The organism is Pseudomonas sp. P8_241, assembly GCF_034008315.1.
Lineage (GTDB): Bacteria > Pseudomonadota > Gammaproteobacteria > Pseudomonadales > Pseudomonadaceae > Aquipseudomonas.
This window is the reverse complement of record NZ_CP125377.1, coordinates 3,517,932-3,534,313: the sequence shown is the minus strand read 5'-3', so window position 1 is coordinate 3,534,313 and position 16,382 is coordinate 3,517,932. Positions and strand designations below refer to the sequence as shown.

The 16,382-nt window shown below is 59.3% G+C and carries 14 protein-coding genes; 9 read left to right on the top strand and 5 right to left on the bottom strand.

Going from position 1 to position 16,382, the window contains the following annotated elements; genetic code table 11:
* Position 1: 1 nt before the first annotated feature.
* The 4 genes from QMK58_RS16000 to QMK58_RS15985 form a co-directional block, all read right to left on the bottom strand.
* Positions 2 to 1,198: an acyl-CoA dehydrogenase family protein gene (locus QMK58_RS16000; RefSeq protein ID WP_053159322.1), complete on the bottom strand. Its 1,197-nt coding sequence runs from the start codon at positions 1,196 to 1,198 to the stop codon at positions 2 to 4.
* Positions 1,199 to 1,272: 74 nt separating this feature from the next.
* A complete protein-coding gene (locus QMK58_RS15995) occupies positions 1,273 to 2,061 on the bottom strand; it encodes an enoyl-CoA hydratase/isomerase family protein (protein ID WP_053159324.1) in 789 nt (262 codons plus the stop codon).
* 34 nt (positions 2,062 to 2,095) lie between these two features.
* On the bottom strand, positions 2,096 to 2,851 hold the full coding sequence (locus QMK58_RS15990; protein ID WP_053159326.1) for an SDR family NAD(P)-dependent oxidoreductase: 756 nt from the start codon (positions 2,849 to 2,851) through the stop codon (positions 2,096 to 2,098).
* A gap of 80 nt (positions 2,852 to 2,931) precedes the next feature.
* On the bottom strand, positions 2,932 to 3,687 hold the full coding sequence (locus QMK58_RS15985) for an SDR family NAD(P)-dependent oxidoreductase (protein WP_320395018.1): 756 nt from the start codon (positions 3,685 to 3,687) through the stop codon (positions 2,932 to 2,934).
* A gap of 280 nt (positions 3,688 to 3,967) precedes the next feature.
* Between QMK58_RS15985 and QMK58_RS15980 the strand changes: the two genes are divergently transcribed.
* From QMK58_RS15980 to QMK58_RS15945, 8 genes are all read left to right on the top strand, one after another.
* Complete coding sequence (locus QMK58_RS15980) at positions 3,968 to 5,155, top strand: lipid-transfer protein (RefSeq protein ID WP_053159330.1); 1,188 nt, start codon at positions 3,968 to 3,970, stop codon at positions 5,153 to 5,155.
* Positions 5,156 to 5,213: 58 nt separating this feature from the next.
* On the top strand, positions 5,214 to 5,651 hold the full coding sequence (locus QMK58_RS15975) for a MaoC family dehydratase N-terminal domain-containing protein (RefSeq protein ID WP_053159333.1): 438 nt from the start codon (positions 5,214 to 5,216) through the stop codon (positions 5,649 to 5,651).
* Positions 5,652 to 5,662: 11 nt separating this feature from the next.
* The gene (locus tag QMK58_RS15970; RefSeq protein WP_053159335.1) at positions 5,663 to 6,079 is read left to right on the top strand and encodes a MaoC family dehydratase; all 417 of its coding nucleotides are present in this window, start codon (positions 5,663 to 5,665) and stop codon (positions 6,077 to 6,079) included.
* Between the two features lie 32 nt (positions 6,080 to 6,111).
* A complete protein-coding gene (locus QMK58_RS15965; RefSeq protein WP_053159336.1) occupies positions 6,112 to 6,942 on the top strand; it encodes an SDR family NAD(P)-dependent oxidoreductase in 831 nt (276 codons plus the stop codon).
* Positions 6,943 to 7,028: 86 nt separating this feature from the next.
* Positions 7,029 to 8,174, top strand: coding sequence for an acyl-CoA dehydrogenase family protein (locus tag QMK58_RS15960; RefSeq protein WP_053159338.1), 1,146 nt, complete (start codon positions 7,029 to 7,031; stop codon positions 8,172 to 8,174).
* 37 nt (positions 8,175 to 8,211) lie between these two features.
* Positions 8,212 to 8,805 (top strand): DUF2889 domain-containing protein, encoded by a 594-nt coding sequence (locus QMK58_RS15955; protein ID WP_053159340.1) that lies wholly within the window; start codon positions 8,212 to 8,214, stop codon positions 8,803 to 8,805.
* Between the two features lie 40 nt (positions 8,806 to 8,845).
* Complete coding sequence (locus tag QMK58_RS15950) at positions 8,846 to 10,414, top strand: acyl-CoA synthetase (protein WP_053159341.1); 1,569 nt, start codon at positions 8,846 to 8,848, stop codon at positions 10,412 to 10,414.
* A gap of 53 nt (positions 10,415 to 10,467) precedes the next feature.
* Positions 10,468 to 11,940: a DUF1254 domain-containing protein gene (locus QMK58_RS15945; protein WP_053159343.1), complete on the top strand. Its 1,473-nt coding sequence runs from the start codon at positions 10,468 to 10,470 to the stop codon at positions 11,938 to 11,940.
* A 62-nt stretch (positions 11,941 to 12,002) separates the two neighbouring features.
* On the opposite strand, the gene QMK58_RS15940 is transcribed toward QMK58_RS15945, so the two are convergent.
* Positions 12,003 to 13,091 (bottom strand): acyl-CoA dehydrogenase family protein, encoded by a 1,089-nt coding sequence (locus tag QMK58_RS15940; protein ID WP_053159345.1) that lies wholly within the window; start codon positions 13,089 to 13,091, stop codon positions 12,003 to 12,005.
* Positions 13,092 to 13,216: 125 nt separating this feature from the next.
* Here QMK58_RS15940 and QMK58_RS15935 point away from each other — a divergent pair, with 125 nt between their 5' ends.
* Entirely contained in the window at positions 13,217 to 15,898 is a 2,682-nt protein-coding gene (locus tag QMK58_RS15935) for a LuxR C-terminal-related transcriptional regulator (protein ID WP_053159347.1), read from the top strand.
* The last annotated feature ends 484 nt before the right edge of the window (positions 15,899 to 16,382 follow it).

Sequence of the window (16,382 nt, the reverse complement as noted above, 5' to 3'; positions counted from 1 at the left end):
TTTACAGTTCAAGAATCATCTTTGAGACGATGTTTTTCTGAATCTCGTTGGAACCACCGAAAATCGACAGCTTGCGCAGGTTGAAATACTGACCCGACACCGTGGAGCTGTATTCGGTGTGGAGCAGATTGTCGGTAGTCACTTGTTCTTGTTCCGCATCCAGGAACGGCAGCGCGTAAGGGCCGACAGCCTTGCGCATCAGGTGGCTCAAGGACTGGCGAATCTCGGAGCCTTTGACCTTGAGAAACGAGCTGGCGGCGCCGATGCCGCCGCCATCACGGGCGGCGGCGAGCATCCGCAGCGTGCTCATTTCGGCTGCGATCAGTTGCATTTCCACTTCGGCGATTTGTGCGCGAAACAGCGGGTCGTCGATCAATGGCCGGCGATTACGCTGTTCCCGGCCAGCAATGTGCTTTAGCTGGCGTAGCTGCGCTTTCGAGGTGCCGATGCCGGCGACGGTGGTGCGTTCGTGGGTCAGCAGGTACTTGGCGTAGGTCCAGCCGTGGTTTTCCTCACCCACCAGGTTGGCCACTGGCACGCGCACGTCGTCGAAGAAAACCTCGTTGACTTCATGGTCGCCGTCGAGGGTGATGATCGGCCGCACGCTGATCCCCGGACTTTTCATGTCGATCAGCAGGAATGAAATGCCACGTTGCGCCTGGGCTTCGCTATTGGTGCGCACCAGACAGAAAATCCAGTCGGCGAACTGAGCCTGGGTGGTCCAGGTTTTCTGACCAGTGACGACGTAGTGATCGCCGTCGCGCACAGCGCGGGTCTTCAGCGAGGCCAAGTCGGAACCGGCACCGGGTTCGGAATAACCCTGGCACCACCAGTCGGTGCCGTCGAGGATGCGGGGCAGGTAATGGGCTTTTTGCTCTTCGGTGCCGAACTTGATGATGACCGGGCCCACCATCACCACCCCGAACGGTAGTACCGGCGGCGCACCGAACGCGGCGCACTCGTCTTCGAAAATATGCTTCTGTACTTCGCTCCAGCCAGTGCCGCCCAGCTCCGCCGGCCACAGGGACGCGTACCAGCCGCGTTCGTTCAGCGCCGCCATCCAGCTCACGTAATCGTGCTTGGTCAGGCGTTTGCCCAACCGTCCTTTGGCGGCCAGCTCCGGGGGTAGCTTGTCATGCAGAAAAGCCCGCACTTCCTCACGGAAGGCCAGTTCGGCCGGCGTGTATTGGATGTCCATTGAAAGGGTTCTCTAATGAGGAGAGGGTAGGCGGCGCGCGGGGCAGATCGAATAGGCCTGCGCACCGGCTCGCATCAGGCGCCGCGGTAGACCGGGGAGCGCTTCTCTTCGAAGGCCTTGATCGCCTCCTTGTGGTCGGCACTGAAGAAGTTTTCCTTCTCGAGGGCTAGCGAGGTATCGAGGACCAGGTTGACGGTGTCGCGCAGGATCTTGTTGACGACGGCCTTGCTGGCCTGGATCGCCAGGCGCGGACCGTCAGCCATGCGTCGGGCCATCGCGGTGGCGCTGGTCAACACTTCGCCATTGGCTACGACCTGATTGACTAGGCCGATGCGCTCGGCTTCGGTAGCGCTGAGCGTGTCGCCGGTAAACAGGTATTGTTTGGCGCGGGCAGGGCCGACCAGCAGGGGCCAAATAGCACCACCGCCATCACCGGCAGCAATGCCTACGCGTACATGAGGGTCGGAAATTTTCGCTGACTCGGCGACGAAAATCATGTCGCAGAACAACGCCAGGGTTGCTCCAAGACCGGCCGCGTGACCATTGACCGCCGCGATGATCGGCTGTGGCAGTTCAAGCATGTCGATAATGATCTTGCGTGCTTCACGGAACAGCTGATCGATGCCTTGCTGATCGATGTCACGCATCCAGGCGAGGTCGCCGCCACCGCAAAAACCGCGACCTTCACCCGTCAGGACCAGGGCATGCACGCTGCGGTCGGCGGCGATGTCGGCGAATACCCGGGAAAGCTCTTCGTGCAGTGCACCGTTCACCGCGTTGAAAGCTTCAGGGCGATTCAAACGTACGGTCAACACGCCGTTGTCTTTTTCGAAGGTGATGAAGTTGTACTGTTCGTAGTTCATAGAGGCTCCACTAAAAAATGTGCAACTGTCAGGTTTAAGCCGTGTAACCGCCGTCCACTACGAAGTGTCCGCCGGTGGCATATGAAGATCGGTCCGAGGCCAACCAGAGCACCATTTGTGCTTGTTCGGACGGCTCGCCCAGCCGGCGTTGGGGAATGGTCTTGAGCATCGTCGCCAGCGTATCGGGATCGAATTCGCTGCCGACTCCGACGATCATCGGTGTCTCTACGAAACCCGGGCACAGCGCGTTGATTCGCACGCCGTACTTGCCATATTCCAGCGCGGCACTGCGGGTCAGGCCGATCACGCCATGCTTGGACGCCGAGTAGGCGGATGCGCCAGCGGTGCCTTGCAGACCCATGATCGAGGCGGTGTTGATGATCGAACCGCCGCGCGCTTTCATGGCGCGCAGTTCATGCACCATGCAGTTGAAAACCCCGGTCAGGTTCACATCCAGCACGTTGCGCCAGTGCTCCAGGCTTTGGTTTTCGATCAGCCCGGTGGAACCGCTGATGCCGGCATTGTTGAAGGCGATGTCGAGCTGGCCGTATTGGCCCAGCGTTACCTCGACCAGCGCCGCGCAATCTTCCTCGCGGCGCACGTCGACCCGCTGGAAGAAGGCATCACCATCGGATTGGCGAATTTCGTCGACCACGGCTTGTCCTGCCGCGTCGTTCATGTCCGCCACGACCACCCGGGCACCCTCGCGGGCGAACAACAGGGCTGTCGCACGGCCGATACCGGATGAACCACCGGTGACGATGGCCACCTTGTTTTGCAGAAGCTTCATATCAATGACTTCCATTACATGTGTCAAAAATGGGGGGCAGCCAAAAGTCCTTGCGGGAGCCAACTGACTGGCTTCACGGCTCAAGCCGATACACCGCCGTCGACCACGAAATGCCCACCGGTGGCGTAGGACGACCGATCCGAGGCCAGCCAAAGCGCCATCTCGGCCATTTCCTCAGGTGTGCCCTGACGGCGTACGGCCGAGCCTTTAACGCCCGCGCTGATCATTTTTTCGTTGAAACCGCTGTCCGGGCCGGCGGTCATGGGCGTCTCGATCAATCCGGGGCACAGGGCGTTGATGCGCACGCCGTACTTGCCGTATTCCAGAGCTGCGCTGCGGGTCAGGCCGATCACGCCATGCTTGGAGGCGCAATACGCCGCAGCCCCATAAGTGCCACTGATACCGGCGACCGAGGCGGTATTGATGATGGAACCGCCGCGGGATTTCATCGCGCGCAGCTCGTGAACCATGCAGTTGAAGACGCCCGTCAGATTGACATCGAGCATGCGTTGCCAGAGCGCCAGGCCCTGATCCTCAGTCAAGGTCGGTGCGGCAAAGACGCCGGCGTTGTTGAGGGCGATGTCGAGTTGGCCATATCGCTGCAACGTCGAATCGACCAGCGCCGCACAATTTTCCTCACTGCGTACATCGAGCATTTGAAAGAACGCTTGCGCGCCTTCCTGCTCAATCAACCGCACCACCTCCAGGCCCGCGGATTCATTCATGTCCGCCACGACCACTTTGGCGCCCTGACGCGCGAAGAGCAGGGCAGTGGCCCGCCCGATGCCGGACGCTGCGCCGGTCACGATCGCAACTTTGCCTTGTAGAACCGTCATGGAAACTCCTCTGTGCGTTTTCCGTGCATGGCCAGAGAAGCTAAGGCAGTGGCGAATGATCGGACCCACTCTCGAAGAGTGGCGGGCAGGGAGGGGGTAAAACGCCGTCAGTCAGGCGCGACACCGAACCAGTGGCGAGGAACCCACCCACCCCACCCACTCTTCGAGGGCGGGTCGTATCGCAAGCACGCTACGTATCTTGAAAGTGTGAGCCGGCCCAGCCGTCGCTTGATCTCGTGAACCTGGTGTCACGAGGCACAACCACACAATGGAGAAGACGATGTCGCAGAAAGTGTATGTAGCCGGCGTAGGTATGATTCCGTTTCTGAAACCAGGTGCCAGCGGCTCCTACATCGAAATGGGCGCCGAGGCGACCTGCCTGGCCCTCAAGGATTCTGGGCTGGATTACCGGCTGGTGCAGCAGGCCTATGTCGGGTACGTCTACGGCGATTCCACCTCTGGTCAGTCGGCCCTCTATGAAGTGGGGATGACCGGTATCCCGGTAGTCAACGTCAACAACAACTGCTCGACCGGCTCCAGCGCGCTGTACCTGGCACGCCAGGCCGTAGAAAGCGGTGCGGTGGAATGTGCCCTGGCGCTGGGCTTCGAGCAAATGCAACCCGGCGCGCTGAAAAACCAGTGGGAAGATCGCCCGGCCGCCATGGGCAAAAGCTCGGCAGTGGCGGACCTGCTGACCGCCGATGCCGAAGGCGTACCCATGGCGCTGAAGATGTTCGGTGGCGCCGGTCGTGAGCACATGCACAAATACGGCACGCAAATGAGCACCTTCGCGGCCATCCGCGCCAAGGCCAGCCGTCACGCGGCCAACAACCCGCTGGCGCTGTTCCGCAAGGTCGTGACTACCGAAGACGTGATGAACGATCAGGTCGTATGGCCCGGCGTGATGACCCGCCTGATGGCTTGCCCGCCAACCTGTGGTGCCGCGGCGGCAATCATCTGCACCGAGGCTTTCGCCCGCAAACACGGCTTGCGCACAGACGTGGTGATCCTCGCCCAGTCGATGACCACGGACATGCCAATCGCCTACGAGCCGCCATCGATGATCCAAATGGTCGGTTTCGACATGGCTCAGCGCGCCGCTCATGAAGTGTATGAGAAGGCTGGTGTAGGACCGCAGGACATCCGCGTCGCCGAAATGCACGACTGCTTCGCCCACAACGAACTGCTGACCTATGAATCGCTGGGTCTTTGTCCGGTCGGTGGCGCCGAGCGATTTGTGCTCGACGGCGACAACACCTATGGCGGCCAAGTCGTCACCAACCCGTCGGGCGGGCTGCTTTCCAAGGGGCACCCGCTGGGCGCCACTGGGCTGGCGCAGTGCTACGAACTGACCCATCAATTGCGCGGCACGGCTCAGGACCGTCAGGTACAGGGTGTGCGTCATGCGTTGCAGCACAACCTCGGACTGGGCGGCGCTTGCGTCGTGACGCTCTACGGCCGCGGCTGATCCATTGGACCCGCCTCCAAGGGCGCGGGTCTGAGAACCCTGATAGGAGAGTAGTGAAATGGCAGACAAGAGTCTGATCGGCCGCTCGCTCGGCGTCACCAGCGCCGAAGTGGAAAAAGGCCGCCTGCGTTTCTTCGCAAAGGCGATTGGTGAAACCGACCCGGTATACACCGACGAAGCTGCGGCTCAGGCCGCTGGCTATAAATCCCTGCCGGTACCACCAACGTTCCTCCTGTGCCTGCAAGGCGAGGGGCGCGACCTGGTGGAAATGTTGGACATCTACGGCTTTGACCTGGGGCGCATCCTGCACGCCGAGCAATCGTTCGTGTACCACGCCAGCGCCGTTGCCGGTGACACGCTGACTTTCGATTCCCGCGTAGTCGATGTCTACGAAAAGAAGGGTGGCGCCTTGCAGTTCGTGGTCAACGAAACCCGCGTGACCAATCAGGACGGCATCCACATCGCCGATGTCCGCGGCACCCTCGTTCAACGTTGAGGAACATACCCATGAATATTCAATACAGCGATATCCACGAAGGTGATGAACTGCCGGCGTTGAACCTGCCAGCCATCAACCGCACCACCCTGGCCCTCTACTGCGGCGCTTCGGGTGACCACAACCCGATCCATATCGACATCGACTTCGCCCGCAAGGCGCGCATGCCCGACGTATTTGCCCACGGCATGTTGTCCGCCGCCTACTTGGGACGCCTGCTGACCCAGTGGGTACCGCAGCAACAGGTGCGTTCGTTGTCGATGCGTTTTACCGGCATCACCCAGCTCGGCCACACGCCGACTTGCACAGGCAAAATCACCGAAAAATTTGAAGAAAATGGCGAGAAGCGTGTGCGCCTGGCGATCCACTGCGCCAACCAATATGGCGAGGACAAGCTTGTCGGCGAAGCCGTCGTAGCGCTGGTCTGAATCCTCCAACTCCCTATCCTTGGAAAACAATAATGAAAAAGCTCGAAGGCAAAGTCGCTCTGATCACCGGTTCCGGTCGTGGGATTGGTCGCAGTGTCGCCCTGCAACTGGCCGCCTATGGCGCCAAAATCGTGGTCAATGACCTGGACGCCGCGCCCGCCGAAGAAGTGGTCGCTGAGATCCGCGCCGCCGGCGGCGAAGCCGTGGCCTGTGTCGGCAGTGTCACTGCCGCCGATTTCGCTGAGCGCTTTGTGCAGACCGCCGTTCAAAGTTTTGGCGGCATCGACATCATCGTTAACAACGCCGGCTACACCTGGGACAATGTGATCCAGAAGATGACCGATGAGCAGTGGTACGCGATTCTCGACTGCCACCTGACCGCACCTTTCCGCATCCTGCGCGCCGCCCAGCCGGTCATCAGCGCTCAGGCCAAGAAAGAAGTCGCCGAAGGTCGGGAGGTTTTCCGCAAGGTGGTCAACATTTCTTCCGTTGCTGCCGGTGGCAACGCTGGTCAGGCTAACTACTCCTCGGCCAAGGCGGGCATCCTCGGCATGACCAAGACGCTGGCCCGCGAGTGGGGCCGCATGAAGGTGTGCGTCAACGCCGTAGCGTTCGGCTTCATCGATACGCGTCTGACTCAGGCACTGGCCGGCAACGAAAGCAAGACCGTCAACATCGAGGGCCGCGAGATCAAGGTCGGTGTACAGCAGGCCATGGTTGACGGCGCCAGCCAGATGATCCCGCTGGGCCGTCCGGGCACGCCGGAAGAAGCCGCAGGTTCGGTGGTGATGCTGTGCCTGCCGGAAGCCAACTACGTGTCCGGCCAGACCCTGGTCTGCGGTGGCGGTCACGGTGCTGTTTAAACACTGATCGTGAAAATCCCGGCGCCTCGCCATTCACCGCGGAGCGTTCGGGTCATGACAACAATAAGAATTTTGAGGTATTCGCCATGCTGGATAGCTACCGTTCCCCTTGGCTCGACGAAGACGTCGCGCCATTTGCCGACAGTGTTCGCCGTTTTGTCACCACCCAATTGGCACCCATGGAAGAGAAGTGGCGTGAGCAGCACCAGGCCGACCGCGCTTCATGGCTGGCGACGGGCGAAATGGGCATGATCCTGCCCGATATCGACGTGGAGTATGGCGGTTCGGGCGGCACACCGGCGCACCTGGCAGTGGTGGTCAGTGAACTGTTCTATGCCGGTGTATCCGGCATGGGCGTTGGAATCAACCACATCGTCGGTCACTACATCCTCGATGACGGCACTGAGACGCAAAAGCAGCACTGGCTGCCGAAGATTGCCTCGGGTGAAGTGATCTGCTCCGTCGCCATGACCGAGCCGGGCACCGGTTCCGATTTGCAGGCTGTCCGTACCCGCGCAGTCAAGCAAGGCGACAAGTATGTGATCAATGGCGCCAAGACGTTCATCACCAACGGCCAGACCAGCGACATGGTGGCCGTGGTCGCCAAGACCGACATGTCCGCCGGCTCCAAGGGTATTTCGATTTTCCTGGTTGACACCAAGCTGCCGGGCTTCCGTCGCGGCAAGTGCCTGGACAAGATCGGGCTGCTATCGTCGGATACTTCCGAAATGTTCTTCGACGATGTCGAAGTCCCGGCCGACTGCCTGCTTGGCGGTGTCGAAGGCAAAGGCCTGTACACGCTGATGAAGCAACTGCCGTTCGAACGGGCGCAGATCGCCATTGGCGCCGCCGCCACCATGGAACGCGCCCTCAAGCTAACCCTTGAGTACACCAAAGAGCGCCAGGTGTTCGGCAAGCCGGTACTGGATTTCCAGAACACCCGTTTCAGCCTCGCTGACGTCAAGGCCACCGTATTCGCTTCGCGCACGTTCTGCGATCACATCATCGCGCAATGGGTCGCGGGCAAACTCGACTCGACGCTGGCCTCGATGGGCAAGTTCTGGCTGACAGAACGCCAGAGCGAAGTGCTCGATACCTGCCTGCAGTTCTTCGGTGGCTACGGCTACATGAACGAATACCCGATCGCCCGGATGTGGGCTGATGCGCGCGTTGCACGTATTTACGGTGGCGCCAACGAAATCCAGCGCGAGCTGGTCGGTCGTTCGCTCTGAGTCCCGAGTTCATGTCCCCGGCGTCGAGATAAGTGCAATGAAGCAACCTGTATCGGGCGAAAAAGAACGCCAGCCGCTGCATACACGACAGGTGATCTGTACCGGATACCTGCGTAGCGATGGTCTGATCGATCTGGAAGGCACGCTGCTGGACAGCAAACATCACGACCATGATGCCTTCTACAAAGTCATCACTGCCGGTGCGCCCGTGCACCGGATGCGAATTGTCATCACCGCGGATCTGCAGTTCAACATTCGCAACGTCGAGGCGGTCATGGACGACTTCCCGACACCGTTTTGCCCGGAAATCGTTTCCGCTTACAAAAGCCTGATCGGTCTGAAGGTAGGTCCTGGCTTCAAGAAGCAGATGATCCAGCGCGTGGGCGGAGTTCAAGGCTGTACCCACCTGACCGAATTGCTTGGCCCGATGGCGACCACGTTGTACCAAAGCACCGTGGATCTGCTGCGCGAAGCCGAACGTGAGCGTGCGGCCCGCGAGCCGGGTTATGTCGTACCGAAGCCCTGGTTCCTCGGCACTTGCCACGCCCATCACCCCGACAGGGAAGAGGTGCGCAAGCGCTGGCCCGATACTGCGCTAGAACGGGTACGCCTGATTACCGATGGCCTCTAACAAGGCCATAGCCCCAGAACAATAAGAATGGGAGTTCCCGATGTACATCACCCAAGGTTTGCACCGTCACCTGCAACGCTGCCCGAACGCTACTGCCATTCGCTATCAGGGTCGCGGCATCACCTACGCCGAATTTGGCGATCGCGTTGCACGCCTCGCCGGTGCGTTAAAGGGCCTGAGCGTCACACGCGGTGATCGCGTGGCGATGCTGTCGCTCAACTCCCTGCGCTACATCGAGTACTACCAGGCAGTGCCTTGGGCCGATGCGGTGCTCAACCCGGTCAATACCCGTTGGAGTGTGACGGAAATCATCTACTCGCTTGACGATTCGGGTACGACGGTGCTGATCGTCGACGACAACTTTCTGGCCCATGCGAGCAAGATCATCGAAACAGCAAAAACCCTACGGGTGGTGATCTATGCGGGTGACGGTGAAACACCGTCCGGCATGCTTAATTACGAAGCGTTGATTGCCGAGTACGCGCCAGTCGAGGACGCACGTCGCGGCGGCGATGAGCTGCTGGGTATCTTTTATACCGGTGGCACCACCGGTTTTCCGAAAGGTGTGATGCTCAGCCACACGAACGTCTGCGTTTCATCGATGGCCATCGTTATGTCTGGCTCCTGCCGTCCACACGAACGTTTCCTGCATACGATGCCGATGTTCCATCTGGCTGACTTTGCGGCCATGACCGCACTGTTCATCAGCGGCGGTACCCACATCGTCCTGCCTTCTTTCCTGCCACAGACCGTGCTGGAAACCATTGCCACCGAGCGAGTCAGCGAAATCCTTCTGGCACCGACCATGATCCAGATGCTGCTGGACTGGCGGACCAACAATCCTGACACCGCCGGCCTTGACCTGTCGTCACTGCAAACCCTGGGCTACGGCGCATCACCCATCACACCAGTTTTGCTGGATCGTGCCCGTGATACGTTCCCCAGCGCCGGATTCCGCCAGGGTTACGGCATGACAGAACTGGCGCCCATCGCCACCTTGCTGTTACCCGAGTATCACAGCGCAGAACACCACCAAAGCGGCAAAATGCACTCGGCCGGGCAGCCGGCGGCGTGCGTGGAAGTGCGCGTCGTCGATACCGAAGACCTGGAAGTGCCGCGTGGCACCGTCGGGGAGATAGCCGTACGCGGGGCGAACGTCATGCTCGGTTACTGGAACAAACCTGAAGCCACCGCTGAAGTATTGCGCAATGGCTGGATGCACACCGGTGACGGCGGCTACATGGATGACGATGGATTCGTCCATGTGTGCGACCGCCTAAAGGACATGATCGTCAGCGGCGGCGAAAACATCTATTCCGCTGAAGTGGAGACCGCCATCGCCAGCCACCCGGCCGTGGCCCAGGTCGCGGTGATCGGCATCCCCTGCGACAAGTGGGGCGAAACGGTGCACGCGGTGATCATCCGCAAACCCGGCGCGATAGTCACTGACGAGCAAGTGGTCAGTCACTGCCGCGAACGCATCGCCGGCTACAAGTGCCCACGTAGTGTCGAGTTCCGCGACAGTTTGCCGGTTTCCAGCGTGGGCAAGGTGCTCAAGACCGACCTGCGAGCGCCGTTCTGGGAGGGCCGCAAGCGCGGTGTGGCCTGATTCATCCGTGGCACGGCAAACAATAAAAACAGTAAGTTGAGGACCCAGAAACTATGCAATCTCACTGCACAAATGTCGGGTCGCGTGGCCGCAAGACCTTGCTTGCAGCCTGCTTGATCAGCCTTGGGTTGGGGTTGGGACTGACCGGCGCTCCGCTGCCGTCATTCAGCCAGACCCAGACACTGTTGACCCCTGAAGTCCTACACACCCGCATGATTGAACGCCGTGCAGTTGAAGCGGCGGTCTGGGGCATGCCGTTGGTGAACTTCGATGCCATGCGCCAGGCCTATTTTCGCGATGCCGGCGCACGCTATAACGACGTCATGTACTGGTCGCGTCCGTCGGATTGGAAGAACCAGACCACCACCCCCAATCATTCCACCATTTACGTCATGACTTTCGTCAATCTGAAGGATGGCCCTGTTGTTCTGGATATTCCGGCAACCACTACGGCAGGTCTCTATGGCGCAGTGCTCGATGCCTGGACCATCCCGTTGCTCAATGTCGGCAGCCGCGGGCAGGATCAGGGCAAAGGTGGGCGCTACCTGATGTTGCCGCCGGGCTATAAGGGTGAAGTGCCGGCCGGTTTCATCCCCATCCAAAGCAACACCTACAACAACTACACCTTGTTGAGGGTCATCACCCAAACCACCAGCACTCAGGACTTGGCGAATGGCGTCGACTACCTGAAAACCTTGAAAGTTTACCCACTTGAGCAGGCGCAGACACCGGCCTCCAACCGCTACATAGACGTGGCCGACAAAGTCTTTGAAGCCATCGCCCGCTATGACGCCAGTTTCTACGACTCATTGGCGCGGATGGTCAGTGAAGAACCGGTGCAGGATCGCGACCTGAGCATGATGGGGCAATTGAATGCGCTGGGCATTGGTAAAGGTCTGGACTTCAAGGCAGACGCCCAGCGTCAGAAACTACTCGACGCGGCCATCGGTGAAGCACACGCCTACATGATGGACGGCTACGCCCGATCGGGTATCGAGGTTTGGGAAGGGCGACGCAAATGGCGCTCACTGGCCGGGCCAAAACAGGCGATTGGCACCAAACTGACGTTCATCGAGCCGGGGCAGGGTGTCTATCTGGACGAGCGGGCTTTTGCCTGGTTTGCCATGTTCGGCCCCATCGTGCCGCCGGGGCCACAGGTGTACATGAAAAGCTACGAAACCGGCAAAGGCGAGCCCCTTGATGGCAGCCAGAGCTACCGCTTGACCATCCCGGCCAACGCGCCGGCACGGGATTTCTGGGCGCTCGATGTGTACGACGCGCGTACTGCCGGGTTCATCCGCGAGGCGAGGGTAGTCGGGCTTGACTCCTACAACCAGCAGATGAAGAAGAACCCTGATGGCAGCGTCGATCTGTACTTCGGGCCGAAACCGCCGACCGGGCATGAAGCCAACTGGATCAGCACTCAGGCTGGCCAGCCGTTCTTCACCATGTTCCGGATCTATGGACCGCAACAGGCGATGGTCGACCGCAGTTGGGTGTTGAGTGACATCGAAAAACTCGACTGAGGAACCCTGATGGAACCGCGCGGTTCAGGTGCAGGCCTGGCCGCGCGTTGGCATATTCAGAGTCAGGGTAACTCGCCGATCAGGCCTACGGCGATTCGTTGCGCATCCTCGGCGATACTCTCGCTGAGAAGAGCCAGCGGTCCGCCGTTGTGTGGCCAATTCGGGTTGTTGTTCTGAGGGACGTTGCTGCTGTCGATCCGGCTGATACGCCGTTCGATACGTTGCGCGATCTCGGCCGTCAACAACCGTGCGCGGCTGGCGATATTGCCATCCAGGCGACCGGCATCGAGTTGCGCAAAACCCAACCCGCACATCAGCCGGGCAGCATCCAGTTGGGTGGCGAGTTCGGCGAACTGCATGGCCACGAGGTGCTGGGCGGCAATCGGGCGACCGAACTGCGTGTTGTGCCTGGCCCGGGACATCGATGCATCGAGCAACGCCTGACCACGGGCCAATTGGATCACCGCTTCATGCAATTTGAATGTATCCAGCACATGGCGTGTCATCAGCGAGGCAGGGGCTGCATCGCCGAGCCAGCGCTGTGTCGGGAGTCGGGCCTGAGTGATCTGCAGGCATATGTGCTTCTCACCTTCAACATCGTGGTAATGACGGATCTCGAAGCGGTCTTCCGAGCGATCCAGCAATATCCATGAGGAAGCCTTCGAGTGTTCGCGAACCGCACAAATGAGCAAGTCGGTCTGCAGGCTTGCGCTGATGTTGTCGCATCTGCCGTCAATGAGCCACTCGTCGCCTTTGCGTCGACCGTGCAGTGCACTGGTCGGGCCGTTCCGGGTGATTCCGACAAGTCTGCGGCCAGCGATCAACTCGGGGAGATAGCGCTCAGCCAGCGCCGGATGCTGCATCACCAGCGTCGTTGCGAGCGTATTGAGCAATACCTGACAGGCAAGTTCGACACTGCCTGCTGCCAACTCTTCGAACAGTCTGCCCTGGGTCACCCAGTCGACGCCGTGACCTCCGAGGGACCTGGTCACCACCATGCCAGGCAAGCCGAACTCGGCGACCGCCTGAGTGAGTTCCAGCAGCTGATCGCGCGGTGCTGCGGCGTGGCGCAATAGACTGGCGACGGGTGCAATTTCACGCTGCACAAAGGTGCGCATGCTGTCGATTGAAAGTCTTTGGGCATCTGTCATCGGTGGACATACCATCTCAAGTTCACTCATAGTCCGAATGCTTCCAAGTTAATGCATTGCCGATGATTTTCGCCCACCCCGCTGGAGTGGTGTCACCTTCATCGCCCTCGCTCGAGTTTTGCCTGATGAAACCCAACACCCTGCTTGTCAGCACCAAATTCGCTCCGCCGCGCCTCTCCAGCCAAGCTGTATTGCGTGAGGAACTGATGGCGCGTCTGAACGATGCGCGCCATAAAAAACTAATGGTCATCACCGGCAGCGCCGGGTTTGGAAAGACCACGTTGATGGCGCAATGGCGAATGGAATTGGTCAAGGAGGGGGCGCGCGTTGCTTGGCTTTCGCTGATTTCCGAGGATGCATCGAGGACGACGTTCTGCGCTGGGTTGATCGGTACCCTGCAAAAAATCGGACTGGTTCTGGAGGACGACCTGTGGCTGATAAGCGACGCGGGTAAGACTGGTTGGCAGCAGGCGATGTGCGCAGCCCTGGTCAATACGCTCGACCGGGATGGGGCCGAGCAATACCTGATGATCGACGATTTTCACCACATCACCGATCCCGCGATCTTGGCGCTGATACAGGCGCTGGTCGACGCGGCCCCAGGGAATTTGCACATTGTCTTGGCATCACGGGTGGCGACGCCGCTATTGCTCGGTCGCCTGCGGGCAATGGGCGAGCTTTGCGAGATTGACGGCACTGAACTGTCGTTCGCCTTTCGCGAGTCCTTCAGTTTTCTCAAGAATCATCTGGATGCCAATATCGATCTAGACGCCGCACATTCGATTCACGACTTGACCAACGGATGGCCGATCGGCCTGCAACTGGTGTCGATCTCGATGAAGGCCAAGCCTGGTAAGTCGCCGAAACCCGGCAGGCAGTTGCTCAACAGCGCGAGTCTTGGTGCGTACCTTTCCGAGGACGTCATTGGCGATCTACCCGATGAGTTGTTCCAGTTCATGCAGAAAATATCGGTTTTGCGTCGTTTCAGTTCTCCCTTGGCCGCCTATGTCACGGAAAACGAGCATGCCCCGCAGCTGATTGCATCCATTGAAGCACGAAACCTGTTTTTGCTGCCGGTGGACATGGAAGATCGTTTTGAGTGGTATCGGCTGCATCCAATGTTCGCTGAGTTCCTCAACCAGCGCCTGGAGCAGGGCGGGATCGACGTCAGTGGGCTGCACCTGCGTGCTGCTCAATGGTTCGCCAATGAGGAGCTCTTTACCGAAGCTGTTCGACACGCGGTGCTCAGCGGTGATTTTCAGACGGTAGTGGAGATCCTTGAACGGGCCATTCCTACTCTGGCCAATCTCAGTCATCTTGGCGTCTTCATGCGCTGGATCGAGCGCGTGCCGACAGAGCTTCTCGCCCAACATCCGCGATTGATGCTGATGGGGGCCTGGAGTGCGGTGATGGTCGGCCATCTGGACACGGCCAGGCATTGGAAAGACATCCTGACGTCGAGCCACCCGACACCAACCCAGGCGTTGCAAATCAAATTGCTGCAGGCGTTGATCGCAGAGATGGACGAGGACGTGGAAAGCGGCCTGGTCTATCTGAACGAGATTGGCGACGCGCCATTGGGGCATGCTTTTTTCGAGTACTTCCGCTGGGGGCTGACCGTGGCCGCGCTTGCCACCATCGGACAGTATGCTCAGGCGCGAAGCCGATTCAACGCCTTGGCTGACCACCTCATGCTCAGCAACACAAGCGAGGTGGCGCTGGTCAACCGCAGCACCCTGGGTGTCGTCGCGCTGTACGAAGGCAACGTGCTGGAAGCCGAACGCATCTGTTCGAGCGTCCTTGCAGACGCGGAAACCCATCATGGGCGTCGTTCGATAAGTGCGACCAGTACGGCGGCGATTCTGGCTGAGTTGTGGTACGAACTTGACCGCATCGACGACGCCCGAGAAACCCTCGCCAACCGCCTGGACATGCTGCATTTTTCTGCGCCTGAATACATGTACTGCGCCGCCCGTACTTATGCACGGCTGCAGTTCCTGCAGGAAGGCGTAAGGAGTGCGCTCGACTATGTCGCAAAAAAAGAAAGCCATTTCCGCGCGCTGGGGTTGAACCATGGCGTTGCCGTCATGCTTGCCGAGCAGGTCAACCTGGTGCTGAAAGCCGGTGACTGGCGACATGGAGAATCGTTGCAGGCATCCCTCGATGACCTAGTTTTACAGCCACAACGTTCCAAATCATGCCAAAGCGCAATTACCGCCGCGGCTAGTTTGTCACGGGCTCGCCTGGCGCTGGCCAGGCAGGAACCGGAGGCAGCACTGCTGGCGATCGAGGAAGTTCATGAAGTCGCGACCTTGCTCAACAGGGGGACGCTGTTGGTCAAAGCTGATCTTCTCAAAGCAATAGCATTGGATAGGCTCGGGAATGATGAGGCATCCCGCGACAGTCTAACAACAGCGCTCGCTTCAGGTTACCGATTGGGCTTGGTACGGACGTTTCTTGACGAAAGCGAAGCATTACGTGACTTGCTGGCCAGGCTGGACTGTCAGTCAGTGGAGACGCTTGTGCAGTATCAGCAGCAACTGCTGATCGGCATGAAGCAAATCACTTTACCAATCAGTGACAAGTCTACGGCACCGTTAACGGGGTCTTACGATGACACAGAGCCGCTGACCAAGCGCGAGCAGGAGATTCTCACGCTGCTGGAACAGTCCATGTCCAACAAACACATCGCACTGGCACTCAACATCAGCGTGCAGACCGTCAAATGGAACCTGAAGAACATGTTCATCAAACTCGGGGTGTCGAGTCGTTACGAAGCCATTATCGTTGCGCGCAAGCGCGGATGACGCACCCCCTCCAGTGGGGTGGGTCGTAACCCTGAATCAATGCATTAATGTGCGCCCCTTTGCATGCCTTGCGATGTTGTGAGGCACACGCATACACAGGGGTTGAACATTGTGATTCGTAGCATTTCCAATCTGGCAGGCCCGCGGCGTAAATTGGACGGCGGAATTCTGTTCGGGCATACGCCTCGTTTGAAGTGGGCTCAGTGGATGAGCAGGTAGGGGGCGTCTGCTTAGAGGACATATCTCGAATGACTGCTCCTGGCCGGTTTCTGCCTGTCGTGACCGGCAGAAGTCGACCGATTCTGTTGAAAAAGTCGGCCATGGTTTCCGCAGCTGAAAACTACGCGTCCCGGATCGAAATCTTTACTTTCAGCAGCTATTTTCCAGACGCACATTTCACACAGCAGCGTGTCAAAAAGGAATGTTTACCGGTTAATGATCAGGCCGCTTTAAATGACCGACTTTTTCAACAGAATCGCCCGTT

Bases quoted from the DNA above. Each gene is read 5' to 3' on its own strand.
- QMK58_RS16000 (WP_053159322.1), bottom strand. From the start codon at position 1,198: ATGGACATCCAATACACGCCGGCCGAACTGGCCTTCCGTGAGGAAGTG.
- QMK58_RS15995 (WP_053159324.1), bottom strand. From the start codon at position 2,061: ATGAACTACGAACAGTACAACTTCATCACCTTCGAAAAAGACAACGGC.
- QMK58_RS15990 (WP_053159326.1), bottom strand. From the start codon at position 2,851: ATGAAGCTTCTGCAAAACAAGGTGGCCATCGTCACCGGTGGTTCATCC.
- QMK58_RS15985 (WP_320395018.1), bottom strand. From the start codon at position 3,687: ATGACGGTTCTACAAGGCAAAGTTGCGATCGTGACCGGCGCAGCGTCC.
- QMK58_RS15980 (WP_053159330.1), top strand. From the start codon at position 3,968: ATGTCGCAGAAAGTGTATGTAGCCGGCGTAGGTATGATTCCGTTTCTG.
- QMK58_RS15975 (WP_053159333.1), top strand. From the start codon at position 5,214: ATGGCAGACAAGAGTCTGATCGGCCGCTCGCTCGGCGTCACCAGCGCC.
- QMK58_RS15970 (WP_053159335.1), top strand. From the start codon at position 5,663: ATGAATATTCAATACAGCGATATCCACGAAGGTGATGAACTGCCGGCG.
- QMK58_RS15965 (WP_053159336.1), top strand. From the start codon at position 6,112: ATGAAAAAGCTCGAAGGCAAAGTCGCTCTGATCACCGGTTCCGGTCGT.
- QMK58_RS15960 (WP_053159338.1), top strand. From the start codon at position 7,029: ATGCTGGATAGCTACCGTTCCCCTTGGCTCGACGAAGACGTCGCGCCA.
- QMK58_RS15955 (WP_053159340.1), top strand. From the start codon at position 8,212: ATGAAGCAACCTGTATCGGGCGAAAAAGAACGCCAGCCGCTGCATACA.
- QMK58_RS15950 (WP_053159341.1), top strand. From the start codon at position 8,846: ATGTACATCACCCAAGGTTTGCACCGTCACCTGCAACGCTGCCCGAAC.
- QMK58_RS15945 (WP_053159343.1), top strand. From the start codon at position 10,468: ATGCAATCTCACTGCACAAATGTCGGGTCGCGTGGCCGCAAGACCTTG.
- QMK58_RS15940 (WP_053159345.1), bottom strand. From the start codon at position 13,091: ATGACAGATGCCCAAAGACTTTCAATCGACAGCATGCGCACCTTTGTG.
- QMK58_RS15935 (WP_053159347.1), top strand. From the start codon at position 13,217: ATGAAACCCAACACCCTGCTTGTCAGCACCAAATTCGCTCCGCCGCGC.